The sequence below is a fragment of the Enterobacter sp. SENG-6 genome, from assembly GCF_001605945.1.
GTDB lineage: Bacteria > Pseudomonadota > Gammaproteobacteria > Enterobacterales > Enterobacteriaceae > Enterobacter > Enterobacter cloacae.
In genome coordinates, this window is sequence record NZ_LOMM01000022.1 from 1 (window position 1) to 18,813 (window position 18,813).

Sequence of the window (18,813 nt, forward strand, 5' to 3'; positions counted from 1 at the left end):
GGGCTGGAGAAAGGGTCATTCTGAGAATGAAGATTCCGACGTTACTAACTGAGTGTTGTATCTAATCGTGGGGGCAGGTCATCGGAATGTTGCAGGTGGAGATGATGATAAACAATGCCTTCTTCAGAAAGCGCGTAAGACAGGGAAGGGATAGTTGTCATGTGATGATTTCCTTTTTAAATGTACTCCAGACCACCACATAAGTTCCTACGCTCATGGGGTGGTAGCGCTGACGGAGGTAGGAATGCCGCACATGACATAACGGCCAACCTTTCGGTTGCTCCGCCAGCGCGACCGTATTTTAACGGGATGAGCGCCGTCGCGACAAAAATAATTGCCGTGTCATGTTATGCGGGTTCCTACGCCCGGTTGCGGATGTACCGCAACGCAGGCACTTTACGGCGGCAAAAAAAGGAAGGAAAGGGATGCCCCTGAATTACATCAGGTTGCTTGCAGGTTTGCGAGGCGGCTTCCAGAAGGGCATTGCCGGATGGCGGTTACGCCTTATCCGACCTACAAAAACCACCAACCAAACCGGCCGCTACTCCTCGCTTATCATCGTCAAGAACCGCTTCACCGTCCGCGAGCGTTCAAAGCGCCGCCAGCAGAGCGCGATATCGGTATAAAGCTCGGGTGAACTCAGCGCGTGGTAGGTGACATTCGGCGGAGAGATGGCCGCCATCGATTTCGGCACCAGCGCGAATCCGCCGCCTGCAGAGACCATGCTCAGGGAGGACGAAAGTTGAGACGACTGCAGCGCGTGCTGTACGTCTATTCCGGCCCGTTCGCAACAGCTGTAAACCCGGTCGAACAGGCCGGGCGCGACCTCCTGCGGGAACAACACCACTGGCGTATCCCGGAGCTGCTCCAGCACCAGATCGCCGCTTGTTGCGAGCGGATGGTCGCGATGCAGTGCCACCACCATCGGCTCCCGGTCGAGGATTTTTAACTCGAATGCCTTGCTGCTCTCACACGGCAGCCGCACGAAGGCGATATCCAGTTCCCCCTCCGCCAGCATCGCCGTCAGAGAAGACATATTGGCCTCCACCTGGTGTACCTGCACCGCCATGTTCTGTACCTGAAACTGACGAATGAGCGCGAAAATTTTGGGATGAAAAGCATCTGAACTGGTGATGCCAATCGACAGGTTACCGTTCAGACCGCGCGCGATGCCGCGGGCTTTCTCCAGCGCGGCGTCGCTCAGCGCCAGGATCTTACAGGCATCCTCGTAGAAGGCTTCTCCCGCTTCGGTTAGCTCCACACCTCTCGTCAGACGCCTGAACAGCGGCGTGCCCACTTCCTCTTCGAGCCGTTTGATCTGCTGACTCAGAGGAGGCTGTGAAATACCCAGCGCTTTGGCCGCCTTGGTGAAGTGTCGCTCGCGTGCAACCGCGACAAAATACCGCAGATAACGAAGTTCCATATCTAAAACGTCTCAAACCAGCATGGATTCTATATTGGAACTCTCTGCTGAATCGGGTCAACATTTATTTAACCTTTATAAATAAAGTTGAAGAGGACGAGCATGATGATGCACTCATCTGCCTGCGACTGTGAGGCGAGCTTATGCGAGACCCTGCGCGGGTTCTCCGCTAAACATCCTGACAGCGTGATCTATCAGACATCGCTAATGAGCGCCCTGCTAAGCGGCGTCTACGAGGGGGACACCACCATCGCCGATCTGCTGGCACACGGTGATTTTGGTCTGGGCACCTTCAACGAGCTGGATGGTGAAATGATTGCCTTCAGCAGCCAGGTGTACCAGCTGCGCGCCGACGGCAGCGCACGCGCCGCGAAGCCAGAGCAGAAAACGCCGTTCGCGGTGATGACCTGGTTCCAGCCGCAGTACCGCAAAACCTTTGATGCGCCGGTCAGCCGTCAGCAGATCCACGACGTGATCGACCAGCAAATTCCCTCGGATAACCTGTTCTGCGCGCTGCGCATCGACGGCAACTTCCGCCACGCCCACACCCGTACTGTACCGCGTCAGACGCCGCCATACCGCGCGATGACCGACGTGCTGGACGACCAGCCGGTGTTCCGTTTTAACCAGCGCGAAGGGGTGCTGGTTGGGTTCCGCACACCGCAGCATATGCAGGGCATCAACGTGGCCGGCTATCACGAACATTTCATTACCGACGACCGTCAGGGCGGGGGACATCTGCTGGATTACCAGCTGGAGAGCGGCGTGCTCACCTTTGGCGAAATACACAAGCTAATGATTGACCTGCCCGCCGACAGCGCGTTTTTACAGGCCAACCTTCACCCCAGCAATCTTGATGCAGCGATCCGTTCCGTCGAAAACTAACAGGAGAACTACCGTGAACAGTGAGAAACAGTCACGTCAGTGGGCGCACGGCGCCGATATGGTTGTCGGCCAGCTGGAAGCGCAGGGCGTGAAGCAGGTGTTCGGGATCCCGGGGGCGAAAATCGACAAAGTCTTTGACTCCCTGCTGGATTCGTCCATCGAAATCATCCCGGTACGCCACGAGGCGAATGCGGCGTTCATGGCGGCGGCGGTAGGGCGTCTAACCGGCAAGGCAGGGGTGGCGCTGGTTACCTCCGGGCCGGGCTGTTCGAACCTGATCACCGGCATTGCCACCGCCAACAGCGAAGGCGACCCGGTGGTGGCGCTGGGCGGAGCGGTGAAGCGGGCGGATAAAGCCAAACTGGTGCACCAGAGCATGGACACGGTTGCCATGTTCAGCCCGGTCACCAAATACGCAGTGGAAGTCAGCTCTCCGGATGCGATTGCTGAGGTGGTATCGAACGCGTTTCGTGCCGCCGAGCACGGCAGGCCGGGGGGCGCGTTCGTCAGCCTGCCGCAGGATATTGTTGACCAGCCCGCCACGGGCGCGATTTTACCGGCCAGCGGGCCGGCGCTGATGGGCCCGGCTCCCGAATCGGCCATTAACGATGTGGCGAAGCTCATCGACAAAGCCAAAAACCCGGTGATCCTGCTGGGGCTGATGGCGAGCCAGCCTGCCAACAGCGCGGCGCTGCGTAAGCTGCTGGAGAAAAGCCGTATTCCGGTCACCAGCACCTATCAGGCCGCCGGGGCGGTGAACCAGGAGCACTTCACCCGCTTTGCCGGACGCGTCGGTCTGTTCAATAACCAGGCGGGCGACAGGCTGCTGCATCTGGCGGATCTGATTATCTGCATCGGCTACAGCCCGGTGGAGTATGAGCCTTCCATGTGGAACAGCGGCGACGCCACGCTGGTGCACATTGACGTGCTGCCGGCCTATGAAGAACGCAATTATGTACCGGATCTGGAGCTGGTGGGGGATATCGCCGAAACGCTGAACCTGCTCGCTAACCGGATCGATCACAAGCTGGAGCTGAGCCAGCGTGCGTCAGAGATCCTGGTCGATCGCCAGCATCAGCGCGATCTGCTCGATCGCCGCGGTGCCTCGCTCAACCAGTTTGCCCTGCATCCGCTGCGTATCGTGCGGGCCATGCAGGACATCGTGAATAACGACGTGACCCTGACCGTCGACATGGGCAGCTTCCACATCTGGATCGCCCGCTACCTCTACAGCTTCCGGGCGCGTCAGGTGATGATCTCCAACGGTCAGCAGACCATGGGCGTTGCGCTGCCGTGGGCTATTGGCGCGTGGCTGGTCAACCCCGGGCGCAAAGTGGTCTCGGTGTCCGGCGACGGCGGCTTCCTGCAGTCAAGCATGGAGCTGGAAACCGCCGTGCGTCTTAATGCCAACGTGCTGCACATCATCTGGGTGGATAACGGCTACAACATGGTCGCCATTCAGGAAGAGAAAAAATACCAGCGCCTTTCCGGCGTGGAGTTCGGCCCGGTCGATTTCAAAGCCTATGCCGATGCCTTTGGCGCCAGGGGTTTTGCCGTGGAGAGCGCCGATGCCCTTGAACCGACGCTGCGTGCGGCGATGGATGTGAATGGCCCGGCCGTGGTGGCTATTCCCGTCGACTACAGCGATAACCCGCTGCTGATGGGCCAGCTCCATCTCAGCCAGATTTTGTGACTCACTATAAGGACAGAGAAATGCAAAAAGTTGCTCTCGTAACCGGCTCAGGCCAGGGGATTGGTAAAGCGATTGCGCTGCGCCTGGTCAAAGATGGCTTTGCTGTCGCTATCGCCGACTATAACGATGAGACGGCGCGAGCCGTTGCCGATGAAATCATCCGTAACGGCGGTAATGCCATCGCCGTGAAGGTGGATGTCTCTGACCGCGACCAGGTGTTTGCGGCGGTTGAGAAAGCCCGCACCGCGCTGGGTGGTTTCAACGTGATTGTGAATAATGCCGGGATTGCGCCGTCTACGCCCATCGAATCCATCACGCCGGAGATTGTCGACAAGGTCTACAACATCAACGTCAAAGGGGTGATCTGGGGCATGCAGGCCGCGATTGACGCGTTTCGTAAAGAGGGACACGGCGGCAAGATCATCAACGCCTGCTCCCAGGCGGGCCATACCGGTAACCCCGAACTGGCGGTATACAGCTCCAGTAAATTCGCGGTTCGTGGCTTAACCCAGACCGCAGCACGGGATCTCGCGCCGCTGGGGATCACCGTTAACGCCTACTGCCCGGGCATCGTGAAAACGCCAATGTGGGCGGAGATTGACCGCCAGGTGTCAGAGGCGGCAGGTAAACCGCTTGGCTATGGCACCGAAACCTTTGCCAAACGTATTACGCTTGGCCGCCTGTCCGAACCGGAAGATGTCGCCGCCTGCGTTTCGTATCTCGCCGGGCCAGATTCCGACTACATGACCGGCCAGTCTCTGTTAATCGATGGTGGGATGGTGTTCAACTAAAAACGTAATACTAATAAGCTCTGACATGAGTTTTCCCCTGCCCCCGTGCAGGGGCTTTTTTTTGTCTCCTCCGCGATTGTGCATTACACTGCGCGCTGCAAAACTTTAGTCATGACGATTTGACAGGCGGTAACAGCGATGAACGGTACAATCACAACGTGGTTTAAAGATAAAGGCTTTGGATTTATCAAAGATGAAAACGGTGACAACCGCTATTTTCATGTGATTAAGGTCGCCAACCCTGATCTGATCAAGAAAGATGCGGCGGTGACTTTTGAGCCAACCACCAATAACAAAGGCCTTTCCGCCTATGCGGTGAAGGTGATCCCGGAAAGTAAGCACCTCTATATTGCAGGCGAGCGCGTTAAGCTCACCTCCATCAAATCCTTCGTGGTGTTTAGCGAAGAAGAGCCTGCGGATACGGGCATCGACAAAGAGAACGCGGTGCTGTCTGTCGGGCTGCTGATGAATAACATCAAACCGAAAACCGACAAAAAGCCGGGCGAAATGCGCACGGTGAAGAAGCTGGCGATCACCACCTTCCAGAACACCACGCTGATCTTTACCGAAGATGAAATCGATATCGACGCTACGGTTAAGCTGCTGAAGTAATCTGTTGCCGGGTGGCGTTTCGTGCATTCTGACCCTCTTCCCTGAAGAGAAGAGGGTAAAATGGTTGCCTGTTCAGGCGATCCACATCATTCCCGCAGGGGTTATTTCTCGATCATCTGAACAATTTGGTCGCGGTTGATGGCATGTTCATTTCCGGCAACATCTTCATAGGTAATTAAACCGTTATCATCATCAACTTCTGGTTTTCCATGCGTAATAATCATCTCACCATTTTTCTTCTGTAAGACATAGTCACTTGAACATCCTGCAAGGGTAAGTGACAGAAATACCAGGCTAAAAACTGCAACTAACTTCTTCATCTTCATACCTGATTTAAAAAAGCCACGACGGGCCGAAAGGCGTTACTGATAATCCAGTCATTAAAATTGAGTCATCAGTAACACTGCATAGATTATGAATATAAAAATGAGCGAGCCTATGACGGCGCGGCGTTCAAGTGGCGTGACAACTTTTTCCTGTTTGTCATGGGGTTTCGTTAACATTCTTTTCTCTCCGTTATCCAGCCAGCGTACCCGAGACGTTCACCGTCAGGTGATAGTGCCCGGCAATATGCAGGAAGCGATCGACATTGGCGGAATGGCAATTCCAGCCGTAATCCCTGCTGAGTAATTTATATTTCCCTGTCCCGAAGCGGTGGTAGGGCAATAACTCGACACCCAGAAAATTGCGCCGTCCGTGGGTCAGTGAAGCAATTAACGCCAGTAACTTCGCCGCCTGATCCGGTGCGTCATTAAATCCAGGGATCACCGGGATGCGGATAATGATCTGCTGATCTCCCTGTAATAACCGGGCAAGATTGCGGACAATCGTTTTATTGCTGACGCCGGTAAAACGTTTATGCAGCGTGTCGTCTGCACTTTTTAAATCGTACATAATCAGATTGCAGCCAGCGGAAGCCTGATGAAGCGCATGCCAGGAGGCATAGCCAGCGGTTTCAAGGGTGATATGAATATCCTCGGTCTTCAGTCGATCAATAAGCGCCCGGGCAAAATTGGGCTGGGTAGCCACTTCGCCGCCGCTCAGCGTGACGCCGCCGCCGGACTGCCGGAACCAAATCTCGTCCGCCATCACCCGTTCAAAGACCGTCCCTGCGCTAACATGTTCACCAATTACGCCTATCGCGGCGGTGGGGCAGTGTGCTTCGCACAGGCCACAGCCTGTACAGCTGCGGTCGCGTTCCAGGATGTGAATATTCTCCATCCGCCGATGAAGCCCTGTCGGGCACAACGCCGCGCATTTGCCGCAGTGCAGGCAGCGGTCAGCGTGATAAAAGAGCTCCCTGCCGGGGGTTATTCCCTCCGGGTTGGCGCACCAGGCGCAGCGCATCTGGCAACCTTTGAAAAAGACAATACTGCGGATCCCTGGCCCATCATGTAACGAAAACCGCTGAATGTTGGAGATCCAGCCGGACACCTGATCAGAAGGATCGCTGAGTGGTTCTGCTGATAATCTCATCCTGGACCTCTTTACTTAATTCAACGAAGAACGCGCTGTATCCCGCTACCCGAATCATCAGGTTGCGATAGTCGGCGGGATTTTGCTGGGCCTTACGCAGCGTCTCATCGTCCACGTAGCTGAACTGCAGCTGGGCATTTCCCAGAACGCTGGCGGTGCGCAGCAGGTGGATCAGGCTGTTCTGCCCCTCAGTCGTTTCCAGCATGCCGTACATCAGCTTGATGTTATGCACCATGCCAATGTCCATCTCTTCAACGTTAATCCGGCTGACGGAGTTAATAATGGCGGTAGGGCCGAGGTAATCCGTTTGCTGAGCCGGGCTTATCCCGTCTGCGAGCGGTTTACCTGCCAGACGCCCGGAGGGCAGTGCGCCGGTGATAAGCCCGAACGGCGTGTTATTGGAGATAGAGAGCGTGCCGAAGGCGAACGGCGCATACAGCATCCGGTACCGGCGGTGCTCCTGCTCAAGAAAACGCACCAGCTCCCGTGCGATCTCGTCCACGGCCAGAATGTCGTTACCGTACTTCGGTGCCCGCAGACAGGCGGTCTGGATCTCGTCGTAGCCGACAAAATTGTGGTCGAGTGCTTCTACGATCTCCGGCAACGTGAAGCGGGAGGTTTCATAGACCAGAGTTTTGATCGCCATCAGCGAGTTCACGCAGTCGGCGAGGCCGGTCCAAATCAGGCCCGGTCCGGCATTCAGGGAGGCGCCGCCCTGGGTGACATCTTTTGCCGTCGCCATACACCCGTCGATAAAGCATGACATCAGGGGCTTACGGGCATGCTCGGCGTGCAGTTTTTGCACAACCCGCGTGGCCTGTGCCGCGTTGCGAACGATGGCGGAGAGCTGGCTTCGCACCGCCTGTTCTACCTCTTCATACGTGGTAAATTGCGTCACATCGCCGGTTGCCGGGCCGCACGGCTTTCCGGCACGATTATGGCCGTTGCGCAGCGCCAGCTCGATGGCGGCCGTAAAGGTGGTGTAACCCACCGAGGTCCACTGGTACATTTTTCCTGACTTTTGCGGCTCGACGCAGCCCATCAGACAGTAGTCGCGGGCGTCTTCGTAGCTGAAGCCTTTATGTAGCATCATTCTGATATGCGCATCGTCAAAGTGGCAGGCCGGGAATCCCATCCCGCTGCGCACGACGTCGACCACTTTGCGCATAAACGGCTGGGGAGACTGGTTGTGGATACGTACCGCCAGCCCGGGCTGGTAGATTTTTAATTGTGCCGAGCAGTCCATGATCATCAGGGTCAGTGGGTTGGTGGCGTCGCCGCCTTCGCGTTTCTGCCCACCCACCACAAGATTGATAAAAGGCTGGTAACCCGCAAAATACATGGCCGTCGGTTCACTGCAGATCCACAGGGTTTCGGCCATTTTGATCATCCAGCAGCAGAGCAGCTCTTCTGCCTGCTGCCGGGTGAGCGTACCGTCGTTGAGATCGCGCGCCAGCAGCGGCCAGAGATATTGATCGACGCGGCCAAGAGAGATGCCGGTCTGGTTCTCCTCCAGCATAAAGAGAGAGTGAACGAACCAGATAGCCTGCAGCGCATCGTGAAAATGGCGCGGCGGATGTTCCGGTACGTGACGACAAATGTCGGCAAGCTGCAGCAGTTCGTCCCTGCGCAGAGGGTCATTTTCCGTTTCGGCAAGCTGCGCCAGGTAGCGCGAGTAGCGTTGTGCATAGGTCACTACACCGTCGCAGGTATGCAGCATGGCGGTGTAAAAATTAAAGGCGTCGCTATAGTCGGGCGAAGTCGGATCGAGTGTAGCCAGACGTGCCGATGCTTCGTCCCGAATCCCTTTTATGCCTTTGCCAAGCAGGAGCGTGTCGTAGCCCGGGCAGGAGTCGCCACCGCCGTTTTGGGTTTTGATGGTGACATCGCAGATCCCGTCGTCGTGGCACCACTCCCACAGCCCGAGCGTCGTGAGCCGGGTTTGCGCCATCTCGTCCAGCGAGCGACCTTCCCAGTAAGGAAACACCTCTTCCCGCAGCAAACGCCGTGTTTCATCATCAATCTGGTACGGGTCCTGCGCGCGATGGGGGAGGTTATCCAGCTCTCCGGCCACCCAGCGCCAGCTTATTTCAGGCGAGACTTCGCCGCCCCGTGCGCCCCCGGCCGGATGGCTGACGATCAGTTCATTATCGGCCACGTACAGGGGAGCCTTTTCACAGGCGCGGCGGAAGGCCAGCGCCCTTAACAGGGTGTTATCCATCCCGGGGTTTTCTTTATACACTTCGGTGACGCTGACGGCCCGGTGTGCAGAGACAAAAGGCTTTGCCTGCAGGTACTTATCACGAAGCTGTATCACTCGCAGGGAAAGATGTTCTGTGTTCATGCTGTCTCTCCTCAAATGGCGATGACGATCAGTCCTGCCACAATGCAGCAGATCCCAACTTTTTCGAGAATGCTGCTGCGCAACTGGTAAAACAGGCTGCTCATAAGCGTAATCATGACTATCCCCATACCTGACCAGAGGGCGTAGGCCGCCACGGGTGAAATGGCTCCCATAAGCATCGACAGGGCATAAAATGAAATGACGTAGCACACCAGACATTGAATGGTTAGCGGGATATTTTTAAAATTATCCGTTTTAGGTAGCAGAAGCGTGCCGATAACTTCCATCGTGACTGAAATAATCAGCCAAAACAGATAGGTTAATAGAGTAAACATAATTGTTCGCTGTGTTATTTATTTTGCTTAATCGCCAGGTTTAATATGATTATTCCACTGATGACCAGGCATAAACCCATCCATGCATTCTGCCCGAGCGTAAAATGAAAAATACGCGTCTGAATATAGCTAATGCTGAATATGCCGAACGCAGACCAAATTGCGTACGCCACGCCAATATGAATTCTGCGTAATGCGAGGGATAAAAAATAATAACTGATTCCGTAGCATATTATCGCAGCGGTTCCCACAGCAGGACGCTGAAAACTGTTTGAGAGCGATAATAATGTTGTGGCAATCACTTCAATGGATACCGCCGCAATCAGTGCGGTAACGCTTTTGGATAACGTCATTGAATTATTCTCACAAAATAAAATAATACGTAGGGATTACAATAAAACCGATGCCGTGTGTTCACCTCCCGGAAATGAATAATTTAAAGGTAAGAAATTAAACACACATCCGTGTGCTTACAGAATAAAGGTCCCTTCAATAATCAGACATGCTTCACCCGTCAGCGCGATACGCCCGTTATCCTTAATATGGCAAATCAGCTCTCCTTTACGGCATCCCCCCTGTTGGGCATGCAGCGTTTTCTTGCCCAGCTTTTCACTCCACAGCGGTGCCAGAAAGGTATGTGCGGAGCCCGTCACCGGATCTTCGTCCACACCTACCTGAGGGCCAAACCAGCGAGAACGAAAATCATAGGTGCGTGATGCAGCGGTAACGACCACGCCACGCGTGTTAAAAGTATTGAGGGCGGCAAAGTCAGGGTTAAGGGTGTCTAACTGCGCTTCGTCATCAATCACCACGATGAGATCGGCGGCTTGCCAGATTTCGCCTGTCCCTTCTTCGAGCCCCAGCGCGCTAAGCAACCCCTGCGGAGCCTCAATGAGAGAGGGGATGGACTGTGGAAAATCGAGCGTGAATTTGCCGCCGTTTGAGGTCACCGTCAGTTCACCGCTGCGCGAGAAGAAGCGAATGCTGTCGCCAGCACTTTCGTCACCTAGCAGAACGCTGGCCGCCGCGAGCGTTGCATGGCCGCAGAGATCGACTTCCACCGCAGGCGTAAACCAGCGGATCCTGAAACCGTCGTCCTGTTTAACCACGAACGCAGTCTCAGAAAGGTTATTTTCTGTGGCGATATGCTGGAGAACAGAATCTTCTGGCCAGGCGTCCAGCAGGCAGACTGCTGCTGGGTTGCCGGTAAAGGGGCCGTCAGAGAAGGCGTCAACCTGGTAAAACGGGATGCGCCGGTGGCTGTTATTTTTCACCCATCACCTCAAGATCGTTATAGACCGTATAGCGGGTCACTCCCAGGGCCTGCGCCGCGTGCTGGACACCGCCTCGCATTTTGAAAATGCCTTTAGCATGCATTTCCGCAACAATTTTAAGCCGCTGTGCTTTCTGGACTTTTTTACCCGGGACCGAATGCTTATCAATAATTTCCTGGATTGACTGCTCGATGATACCTCCCAGGTTCATATCCTGCGGGTCCGTCTCTGCAAGCGGGCTGACCGCTATCGCGTCCAGGTACTTGCGCATTTGCTCATAAGGGGAGGTATCGACATTGATGCAAAAGGCCATTAACGGTACCCCTTCATCACTGTAGTAAATGGTTGAGGCGCTGTTCAGGATCTTCCCGGATGCAGTGACGGTTTTATAATTTTTGACTGTAACCGGGGTGCTGTCCTGGCTGTTTTTCAGCAGCAGAGCAAAGCCTTTGTCCTTTTCAGGACCGGATAAGAGATTGTCACCCGCCTTTCTACCGCTCACATGCCCGTTGATAATTTTTACAACGGACTGTTCAGGTGTGGTCAGGTTATGTAACACAATCTCCTGGTTCGCCGACAAAGTACCTGCCAGTGCTTCCATTGCCGCTTCCAGTGGCCCGGAAATCAGTTCAATATGTTTCGCGTAATCTGATTTCATCTTTGTTCCTCGATATCCGGCATGGTCAGATGTTCTGTTTAATCGCTCGTTTTCATTTCCGTCCCTTGCCATTCCTGGCTGAGACGGCCTCTCCGTAGCGTCAAATTATACCTGTTATGTTTAAATATCAACAAAAAGTTGATGTTGGTGTTATGTGCGCGTAGATTTCAGGGCTCACCGTACGGTTAAAGAGACCGGAACAGCATAATTTTTAAGGAATACGATGAAGATCCTGAGCGTAATGGTGGCCGTAGTGCTGCTGACAGCATGCCAGCTGGTACGGCCTTTTGGCGAGGCTACGACCTATCAACCCTTCACTGTTTCTGCCCATCCCGGGCTGGATGGGCGCTATCACTGTATGCGAAGCGCACTCATTGCGGACGGCTACGACGTGGAGCTAATTTTCCCTGAGCGGGATACCCCCAACTTTTTTGATATTGCTAAAGGAGACAGGCTGATTGCCAAGATCGATATGTCTCATACAACGGGGGCAAACTTTATCGATATTACCCTCATCTCTGGTGCAAAACAGACCAATGCAGAACTTGCTCGGGTGTTAACACCCTGTGTTGGCGGGTGATTGTTGAAAACGTGGACATGTGGGCGGCCCCCCTTCCCGTATCGTCCGCGTAACTAAGAAGTCATAATTCAACAAAAAGTTGATTATTACTCATTGTGTTTATAATATACCCCCACTGGCATCCGTTAAGGGGGGTATATGAACAGCGATCGTCAAAAGAACACCGGCTGGAGCAAATGGTCAGAGCGAGGCTTCGTTTATGCCGTCGTTCTGCTTTGCATCATCAACTATGTTTACCAGCTCTTTCGCATATTTTCTGCCTGAGGTTCGCCGCCTTATGCCAGACGGGTGAGAAAGAGGCATTTTCCCGCCTGACAAAAACAAATGAAGCATTAGTTAAGCTGTTATTACTTTTCGTAATCAGTATAAATCGCTAAAAAAAATAGTTTTTCAGACAAAAAACCTCACAAATTTAGTGGTAATTACAATTCAACATTATCATTTATAAACTGTGGAATTATAAATTGGAGTGGTTTTTTGCTTCATTTTTCTTTCTGTTTTTGGTGTGTTTGACTGCTTTTTTGCATTTTATGTGGTTAAAGGGGTTGGTTTTTTCACTGATTGACACATTTATCGTTACTAAACACAATATAACCTCACAGTGACAGTGGTATTAATCCTGAAGCCAGTTTTAGGGAGGTATTCGTATAAAAAAGAATAGGGATCTTGTCGCCTGTCAGGCAGCGTGTAGCGGTTATATTGTGGAATTTAATAATGGCTCCCGCCTCTGGATAAACCGGGAAACATTGCTTGTCGGATGGATTGATAATTCGCAGGCACCCCGAAAAGGAGGGATGCGCTTTCAGAAGACAAAGATGAATCTTTTTGCCTATCTTCTGGAGCACGCAGTCCGAAAAGAGATCAGCCGCGATGAATTATTACATCAGGTATGGGAAAAGTACGGCCTTAAGTCATCCAGCAGGCAATTGTGGCATGCAATAGGCCAGCTGAAACTCAGCCTGTTTACATTGGGTATCCCTTACGAATTTATTTCGTCAAATAAAGGGAAGACCTATTCGCTCGAAAAAGTGAAGGTCTTCTTTATTACCCAGGCTGAGATTAATGATGAAGCATTTTAAGAATGCATAAGCAACTTAACTTTTTTTAAATGAGATTGTAAGGATGTCTAATCACTTTAAGATATTTCTGGCGGTATGCACTTATGCCATCACCAGCACTCTGGTTTATGCCGCGAGTTCGGGGACGATCACCTTTACCGGTTCGGTAAACAGTGAGACCTGTGCGGCGGTGGTAAATAATGGTAGTGCTGATGGCACGGTATCTTTACCCGCCGTACCGACCTCAGCATTAAGTGCAGCAGGAGCGACAGCGGGGGCAACCGCGTTCACCATTAATTTGACCGGTTGTGACCCTGCAAATACTAAAACCCGCGCTTTTTTTGAAGCGGGGGGACAGGTTAACAGCGCCGGGCGCTTAAACAACTCGGATACCGCCGGGGCAACAAACGTGGAGCTGGAATTGCTTGATGTGGATGACAACAGCTCCGTCATTATGGCGGGTGACTATGCTTCACAGTCCACGTCCGGAACCACGATTGATGCGTCGTCAACAACCGGCACGCTGAATTATGCCGTCCGTTATTATGCGACCGGGGCGGCGACATCCGGGGCAGTAGCCAGCTCTGTGACGTACAGTATTATTTATCTCTGATTTAATCGCACAGTACGGATATAACAATAATTAAACAAGGAGTGTGTTCTTCTTGAGGTCTGTCGTCGGCCTGAGGAATCAGGCCGTTTTTTACCAGAATGGAACAATATGAAATTAAAATTTATCGGTACGCTTATTTTATTCTGTTTTTTTAATCATATCGCTGCGGCAGCGATCTCTCTTTCCGGAACGCGCGTTATCTATCCGCAGGGAAAAAAAGAGATAGCGCTGGAAATTAAAAATCATGGCTCACAGCCGGTGCTGACCCAAAACTGGATAGATGACGGAAACAGTGAGGCATCACCCGACAAATTAAATACGCCTTTTGTAATTACGCCGCCTATCGCCAGAATTAATCCGGAACAGGGGCAGTCATTGCGTATATCTGCTGTGGAAAATACGCTACCCCGGGACCGGGAATCGGTTTTCTGGATCAATGTACTGGAAATTCCGGCGGTCAATAAAACGGCGGTAAATAAACTGCAAATGGCTTTCCGGACACGCATTAAATTATTTTATCGTCCTGAAGGCCTTGCCGGAACACCTGAAAAAGCCGCGCAGCAGCTCAGCTGGCGAAAAGTATCTGCCACGCAGCTGGAAGCAATCAATAACACGCCCTGGAGCGTTTCTCTGGCAGCGGTGGTATCCGGCAACTGGAAGACGGTGGGGGATGTCGTGCCTGCCTGGGGTAAAAAAACGTTCACGATAAAACGCGGACATGCTCTCGCCTCCGGCGGAGAAATCACATGGACATATATCAATGATTATGGTGCTGAGCGTTCCGCAAATGGTCTCCTGAAAAATTAATTCACAGGACTCGGATGTTATGAAGAAGGGATTATCGGTATGGCCACCGCTTTCAGGCGTGGCTTGCGGGGTGATTTCTGCGCTGTTTTTCTCTTCCGGCGTTCAGGCTGACGATGACATACAGTTTGACAGTAATTTTTTGCGCATCTCACATCCGGAAAAAGTCGACCTGTCGGCGTATATGAAAAACGGACTGCCGGCGGGCCGGTACCGGGCGGATATTTACCTGAATAATAAGCTGGTCATGATCGATGATATTCGCATTAGCGGAAAAGAGACTGACTCGCAGAGAATTCTGTTGTCGCCAGCGACCGTCGCAGGATTACAGTTAAAACAGAACAGACTGTGTGTAAATAACGACGGCCAATGGTGCGATCTGCAGGCTGTCCTGCCAGAAAGCCATCTGGAATTTAACGGCGGCAGACAGCGGCTTGATGTCAGTATTCCCCAGGCCATGCTGCAGCATGCCGCGCGCGGCCAGGTAAGCCCGGCGCTCTGGGATGCCGGGATCCCTGCGCTGTTACTGGGTTATAACGTGAATGGCTACCGTAGCGAGAATAGCGGCGGAGAATATAACAACCTCTATGCGGCGCTGAACGGTGGGCTGAATATCGGCTCTTGGTATTTTCGCCATAACGGGACGTTAAGCTGGCAGCAGCAGAATGGCACGCAGCAGAAAAAATATACGGTGCTCAACAGCTACGTGCAACATCCACTGGCGGGTATTGAGGGAAACCTGACGTTAGGGGAGTCGAACACCTCCGGGCAGCTATTTGACTCTGTGGCGTTTACGGGGGCATCGGTCGCCAGCGATGACCGGATGCTGCCCGCCTCCCGGCGGGGGTACGCGCCGGAGATCCGTGGCGTGGCGCAAACCAACGCGAAAGTGATGGTTCATCAGAACGGTAAACTCATTTACGAGACGTCCGTTTCGCCCGGGGCCTTTGTTATCAACGATCTGTATCCGAGCGGTTATGGCGGCGATCTGAACGTCACGGTACGTGAGGCGGACGGTTCACAACATTTTTTTGACGTTCCCTATGCATCGGTTGCGCAGCTGCTGCGTCCGGGAACACACCGTTACAGCGCGACGGGGGGCAGGCTGAGGGGGGATTATCTCAGTGAACGTCCGGCATTTGGTGAAGTGACCTATCAGCGGGGGCTGACGAACCGCCTGACCGGCTCAGGAGGGATACAGGCGACGTCATTTTATCAGGCCATGCAGGCCGGCTTTGCGGTGGGAACGCCTGTCGGCGCGGTGTCATTCGATACCACCTGGTCGCAAACCCGGCTAAGAGAACAGACGCTGCGGGGAGAAAGCATCCGGCTGAGTTACAGCAAATTTATTCCGGCGAGCCAGACGCAGTTTTCCCTGGCTACCTGGCGATACTCGACGGGAAATTATCTTTCTCTGATGGATGCCGCCCTTTTACATCAGCAGCGGCCTGGTGAGGGAACAGACGGACGGACAGGTAAAACCCGCAATCGTATGACGCTGACCCTCAACCAGGGGTTACCGGATAGATGGGGACAGCTGTATGTGACGGGTATCCTGCAGGATTACTGGGGCCGAAAAGGCCACGACCAGCAGTATCAGGCGGGCTACACCCTGACCACGGGCAGGGTGAACTGGAATCTGGGGGTTAACCGCAGCCGCACGGCCGGGGGCGATTTTCAAAATATCTGGACACTGAGTTTCAACATGCCGCTGGGAGGGATCTCCTCGCCGCTGCTTACCGGGCAGATGTCGCGTGACGGCCAGGGACATTTCAGCGAGCAGGTTGCGCTCTCCGGCAGTGCAGGTGAACGACAGCAATTTAGCTGGAATGCCGGGGCATCGCATCAGCATCAGTCGGGAGATTCCGGGCAAATTGGCGGCACGTGGACCGGGCCGGTTTCCACCCTCACGGCAAACTACGCCCAGGGTCAGGCGTGGAAAAGTGGCTCTCTGGGAATGAGCGGTACCGCAGTCGCGCATTCCGGCGGCGTGACTTTCTCTCCCTGGACCGGCAACACCTTCGCGCTGGTGGAGGCGAAAGGTGCTGAAGGGGCTGAAATACCGGGCTACGCCGGAACGCGCGTTAACCGTGCTGGTTATGCGCTGGTGCCAAATTTGATGCCCTATCAGAAAAACAGCGTGTCGATAGATCCCACCTCGGTAGAGGATGACCTGGATCTCGACAGCACCAGCCAGCAGGTGATCCCGTACGCGGGTGCCGTGGTGAAAGTGAAATATCGTGCCGCTGAAGGCGTGCCCGTACTGGTGACGGTACGTCGGAGCAACGGAGAAGGTGTGCCTTTCTCGGCTCGTGCCATTGATGCCAGTCATCAGACAGTGGGATATGTCGGGCAGGGGGGGCGCCTGTATGCCCGTCTGACGCAGCAAAGCGGGGTTCTGGAACTTCGCTGGGCGGATGACGCAGCGTCCCGCTGCAAAATGAAGTATTCGCTCCCGTCCACGGCGGGGAAAAAACTGCTGACCTTCAACGCAATCTGTAATTAATACGACGTAACAACGTCAGGACGCTAATGAAAGTTTTAGTTTGTGTATTTACTGATAATGAATTTTTCTTTTCAGCCATGGTGGAACTGATCGCCTCGCATCCACTTTTAGCGAAAAATTATACGCTGTGTAAAATCCGTTCAGATGAGACTGGTGCGTGGATGCGGACAGCCAATAATGAACATATGATTATTGCAGGGCCGGACATGGAATCGCTGGTCAGAATTTTTTGCCTGGAAAAACAATGGGATTATTTGACCGCGCGTTACAATGCCCGCGAAATGCAGGAATTTCTGTCCCGGAGAATAAACCGACAGCATGAAGCAAAAAAACACCTTGTACGAACAAGAACACACTTAAAACTTTCAACGCAGGAGTTACGCGTACTGTCATGGTTTATTCTTGGGATATCGCCGCATAACATGTCCAGACACTATGGTTTATCAATTAAAACGATCAGCACCTATAAGCGGCGCCTGATGGATAAACTGTATATTAAATCTGATGCCGAGCTGTTTAAGGTGGGTTTAAACTATATGGCGTATTTCAGTTATCGGGGGTGAATAATGATGATGTTTAGCGCCACATTTAGAAGTATTCTGCTCATTATTAATATGAAGCGACACAAATTCAGAGGTCACTCAATGTATAGACTTGTATTAACTGTAATACTTTTATTTCCATTTTCAGCTTTTGCAACATGCGTGCTAAATACAACTGATAAGAATATGTTACAGCAGGAGAAAACTGTTAATATCCCCTTAAATCATCAGATAATATCTGTGGGGGGAGATATGTCAGTGGGTGCTGAAATATATAGACAAACATACCGCTCGGGATTGAGTGCTTATAAGGTAACCTGCGCAAGTAGCAATGGTTATTTCAGAATTAACCGACAGGTTGTGTTTACTCCAATGCCAGTATCAGGATATTCTGATGGAGTATATACAAAAGTTTATGAAACAGGGATTCCTGGAATAGGCATAAGCATATGGAATGGCTCTAGGACTATGTGGCCGAATGAAACAATATTATGCACTGGTCTCGATGGTATTAATTGTTCAGTAACTGACCCTTACAGCACTAACGCTTTCGACATCACATTGATAAAAACGGGTGAGATTGCCGCGGGACTTCTTGATGCTTCTAATTTTCCAACGATAACAATAAGCCTTGGTAAGCAAACCGAGAATTATGTTAAGATTGCAACTTACTCTTTCACCGGTAGCATTCAGATAAATACATCAACCTGCACTACACCCGATTATACTGTCCTATTGGGGAACTGGCCGCAAACAAGATTTCAACGTAAAGGCTCTGCCAGTCCATGGGTGCCCTCGAGCATAGTATTAACTAACTGTACGAAGGCCCCAGGAAATAAACCAACAGGTGGAAATGTATGGTCAGAAAAGACTTCTCTCATCGTTTCAGGGTCCTTAACACCGAACCCCTGGACTGTTTCTTTTTCCTCCGTCAGCGGCGTGATTGGTGCTGATAACGGCATCATCTCCACGGACACGTCAGCAAGCGATGCGGCACAGGGCGTCGGGATACAACTCAGCCAGGGGCGGCCCGACAGCGCAGGAACAAACCTTTTAAAAATCGGGGATAGCGCAATGACCGGAACGTTGCCCACAACGGGTGAGACGTCATATGTCATTCCCTTATCAGCACGTATTATCCAGACGGAGGATTCTGTGGTAGCGGGGAACGTAACAGGAAAAGTGGTGTATACGCTCAATTATCTTTAGCGTGATATTT

The 18,813-nt window shown here is 52.8% G+C and carries 20 protein-coding genes; 12 read left to right on the forward strand and 8 right to left on the reverse strand.

Annotated elements, in window-relative coordinates:
- Positions 1–541: 541 nt before the first annotated feature.
- Positions 542–1,423 carry a LysR family transcriptional regulator gene (locus tag AX755_RS11585; protein ID WP_062856792.1) on the reverse strand — a complete coding sequence of 294 codons (882 nt, stop codon included), beginning with the start codon at positions 1,421–1,423 and terminating at the stop codon, positions 542–544.
- Positions 1,424–1,528: 105 nt separating this feature from the next.
- Here AX755_RS11585 and budA point away from each other — a divergent pair, with 105 nt between their 5' ends.
- The 4 genes from budA to AX755_RS11605 all read left to right on the forward strand — a co-directional run bounded on the left by budA (position 1,529) and on the right by AX755_RS11605 (position 5,404).
- A complete protein-coding gene (budA, locus tag AX755_RS11590; protein WP_014831009.1) occupies positions 1,529–2,308 on the forward strand; it encodes an acetolactate decarboxylase in 780 nt (259 codons plus the stop codon).
- On the forward strand, positions 2,280–4,001 hold the full coding sequence (alsS, locus tag AX755_RS11595; protein ID WP_176601416.1) for an acetolactate synthase AlsS: 1,722 nt from the start codon (positions 2,280–2,282) through the stop codon (positions 3,999–4,001). Before budA ends, alsS begins: the two co-directional genes overlap by 29 nt.
- Before the next feature lie 20 nt (positions 4,002–4,021).
- Entirely contained in the window at positions 4,022–4,792 is a 771-nt protein-coding gene (locus tag AX755_RS11600) for a (S)-acetoin forming diacetyl reductase (RefSeq protein ID WP_013097651.1), read from the forward strand.
- 138 nt (positions 4,793–4,930) lie between these two features.
- Positions 4,931–5,404 (forward strand): cold-shock protein, encoded by a 474-nt coding sequence (locus AX755_RS11605; protein WP_038981039.1) that lies wholly within the window; start codon positions 4,931–4,933, stop codon positions 5,402–5,404.
- A gap of 101 nt (positions 5,405–5,505) precedes the next feature.
- Here AX755_RS11605 and AX755_RS11610 read toward each other — a convergent pair whose 3' ends face one another.
- From AX755_RS11610 to AX755_RS11645, 7 genes are all read right to left on the reverse strand, one after another.
- Positions 5,506–5,724 (reverse strand): YgdI/YgdR family lipoprotein, encoded by a 219-nt coding sequence (locus AX755_RS11610; protein ID WP_029883734.1) that lies wholly within the window; start codon positions 5,722–5,724, stop codon positions 5,506–5,508.
- A gap of 196 nt (positions 5,725–5,920) precedes the next feature.
- The gene (locus tag AX755_RS24525; protein WP_073971442.1) at positions 5,921–6,880 is read right to left on the reverse strand and encodes a glycyl-radical enzyme activating protein; all 960 of its coding nucleotides are present in this window, start codon (positions 6,878–6,880) and stop codon (positions 5,921–5,923) included.
- The gene (cutC, locus tag AX755_RS11625) at positions 6,843–9,224 is read right to left on the reverse strand and encodes a choline trimethylamine-lyase (RefSeq protein WP_062856795.1); all 2,382 of its coding nucleotides are present in this window, start codon (positions 9,222–9,224) and stop codon (positions 6,843–6,845) included. Before cutC ends, AX755_RS24525 begins: the two co-directional genes overlap by 38 nt.
- 11 nt (positions 9,225–9,235) lie before the next feature.
- On the reverse strand, positions 9,236–9,559 hold the full coding sequence (locus tag AX755_RS11630; RefSeq protein WP_058651695.1) for a DMT family transporter: 324 nt from the start codon (positions 9,557–9,559) through the stop codon (positions 9,236–9,238).
- Positions 9,560–9,573: 14 nt separating this feature from the next.
- Positions 9,574–9,912 (reverse strand): DMT family transporter, encoded by a 339-nt coding sequence (locus AX755_RS11635; protein ID WP_029883738.1) that lies wholly within the window; start codon positions 9,910–9,912, stop codon positions 9,574–9,576.
- Positions 9,913–10,029: 117 nt separating this feature from the next.
- Positions 10,030–10,833, reverse strand: coding sequence for a PhzF family phenazine biosynthesis protein (locus AX755_RS11640; protein ID WP_062856796.1), 804 nt, complete (start codon positions 10,831–10,833; stop codon positions 10,030–10,032).
- On the reverse strand, positions 10,823–11,491 hold the full coding sequence (locus tag AX755_RS11645; protein WP_029883740.1) for a helix-turn-helix transcriptional regulator: 669 nt from the start codon (positions 11,489–11,491) through the stop codon (positions 10,823–10,825). The genes AX755_RS11640 and AX755_RS11645 overlap by 11 nt, the downstream gene beginning before the upstream one ends.
- Positions 11,492–11,714: 223 nt before the next feature.
- On the opposite strand from AX755_RS11645, the gene AX755_RS11650 reads away from it, so the two are divergent.
- The 8 genes from AX755_RS11650 (at position 11,715) to AX755_RS25115 (ending at position 18,803) form a co-directional block, all read left to right on the forward strand.
- A complete protein-coding gene (locus AX755_RS11650) occupies positions 11,715–12,071 on the forward strand; it encodes a hypothetical protein (RefSeq protein WP_062856797.1) in 357 nt (118 codons plus the stop codon).
- Between the two features lie 138 nt (positions 12,072–12,209).
- Positions 12,210–12,335: a hypothetical protein gene (locus AX755_RS25935; protein WP_255250417.1), complete on the forward strand. Its 126-nt coding sequence runs from the start codon at positions 12,210–12,212 to the stop codon at positions 12,333–12,335.
- A gap of 437 nt (positions 12,336–12,772) precedes the next feature.
- Entirely contained in the window at positions 12,773–13,150 is a 378-nt protein-coding gene (locus AX755_RS11655; RefSeq protein WP_130626529.1) for a hypothetical protein, read from the forward strand.
- A gap of 43 nt (positions 13,151–13,193) precedes the next feature.
- A complete protein-coding gene (locus tag AX755_RS11660) occupies positions 13,194–13,742 on the forward strand; it encodes a fimbrial protein (protein ID WP_065180203.1) in 549 nt (182 codons plus the stop codon).
- Positions 13,743–13,850: 108 nt separating this feature from the next.
- Positions 13,851–14,549: a fimbrial biogenesis chaperone gene (locus AX755_RS11665; protein WP_062856798.1), complete on the forward strand. Its 699-nt coding sequence runs from the start codon at positions 13,851–13,853 to the stop codon at positions 14,547–14,549.
- Between the two features lie 19 nt (positions 14,550–14,568).
- Entirely contained in the window at positions 14,569–17,052 is a 2,484-nt protein-coding gene (locus AX755_RS11670; RefSeq protein WP_082824524.1) for a fimbria/pilus outer membrane usher protein, read from the forward strand.
- Positions 17,053–17,078: 26 nt separating this feature from the next.
- A complete protein-coding gene (locus tag AX755_RS11675) occupies positions 17,079–17,615 on the forward strand; it encodes a helix-turn-helix transcriptional regulator (protein WP_062856800.1) in 537 nt (178 codons plus the stop codon).
- A gap of 3 nt (positions 17,616–17,618) precedes the next feature.
- Positions 17,619–18,803, forward strand: a complete 1,185-nt coding sequence (locus tag AX755_RS25115; protein ID WP_082824525.1) for a fimbrial protein — start codon at positions 17,619–17,621, stop codon at positions 18,801–18,803.
- The last annotated feature ends 10 nt before the right edge of the window (positions 18,804–18,813 follow it).

Bases quoted from the DNA above. Each gene is read 5' to 3' on its own strand.
- cutC (WP_062856795.1), bottom strand. From the start codon at position 9,224: ATGAACACAGAACATCTTTCCCTGCGAGTGATACAGCTTCGTGATAAG.
- AX755_RS11605 (WP_038981039.1), top strand. From the start codon at position 4,931: ATGAACGGTACAATCACAACGTGGTTTAAAGATAAAGGCTTTGGATTT.
- AX755_RS25115 (WP_082824525.1), top strand. From the start codon at position 17,619: ATGATGATGTTTAGCGCCACATTTAGAAGTATTCTGCTCATTATTAAT.
- budA (WP_014831009.1), top strand. From the start codon at position 1,529: ATGATGCACTCATCTGCCTGCGACTGTGAGGCGAGCTTATGCGAGACC.
- AX755_RS11630 (WP_058651695.1), bottom strand. From the start codon at position 9,559: ATGTTTACTCTATTAACCTATCTGTTTTGGCTGATTATTTCAGTCACG.
- AX755_RS11670 (WP_082824524.1), top strand. From the start codon at position 14,569: ATGAAGAAGGGATTATCGGTATGGCCACCGCTTTCAGGCGTGGCTTGC.
- AX755_RS11600 (WP_013097651.1), top strand. From the start codon at position 4,022: ATGCAAAAAGTTGCTCTCGTAACCGGCTCAGGCCAGGGGATTGGTAAA.
- AX755_RS11660 (WP_065180203.1), top strand. From the start codon at position 13,194: ATGTCTAATCACTTTAAGATATTTCTGGCGGTATGCACTTATGCCATC.
- AX755_RS11585 (WP_062856792.1), bottom strand. From the start codon at position 1,423: ATGGAACTTCGTTATCTGCGGTATTTTGTCGCGGTTGCACGCGAGCGA.
- alsS (WP_176601416.1), top strand. From the start codon at position 2,280: ATGCAGCGATCCGTTCCGTCGAAAACTAACAGGAGAACTACCGTGAAC.
- AX755_RS11665 (WP_062856798.1), top strand. From the start codon at position 13,851: ATGAAATTAAAATTTATCGGTACGCTTATTTTATTCTGTTTTTTTAAT.
- AX755_RS11645 (WP_029883740.1), bottom strand. From the start codon at position 11,491: ATGAAATCAGATTACGCGAAACATATTGAACTGATTTCCGGGCCACTG.
- AX755_RS11610 (WP_029883734.1), bottom strand. From the start codon at position 5,724: ATGAAGAAGTTAGTTGCAGTTTTTAGCCTGGTATTTCTGTCACTTACC.
- AX755_RS11675 (WP_062856800.1), top strand. From the start codon at position 17,079: ATGAAAGTTTTAGTTTGTGTATTTACTGATAATGAATTTTTCTTTTCA.
- AX755_RS11650 (WP_062856797.1), top strand. From the start codon at position 11,715: ATGAAGATCCTGAGCGTAATGGTGGCCGTAGTGCTGCTGACAGCATGC.
- AX755_RS25935 (WP_255250417.1), top strand. From the start codon at position 12,210: ATGAACAGCGATCGTCAAAAGAACACCGGCTGGAGCAAATGGTCAGAG.
- AX755_RS24525 (WP_073971442.1), bottom strand. From the start codon at position 6,880: ATGAGATTATCAGCAGAACCACTCAGCGATCCTTCTGATCAGGTGTCC.
- AX755_RS11635 (WP_029883738.1), bottom strand. From the start codon at position 9,912: ATGACGTTATCCAAAAGCGTTACCGCACTGATTGCGGCGGTATCCATT.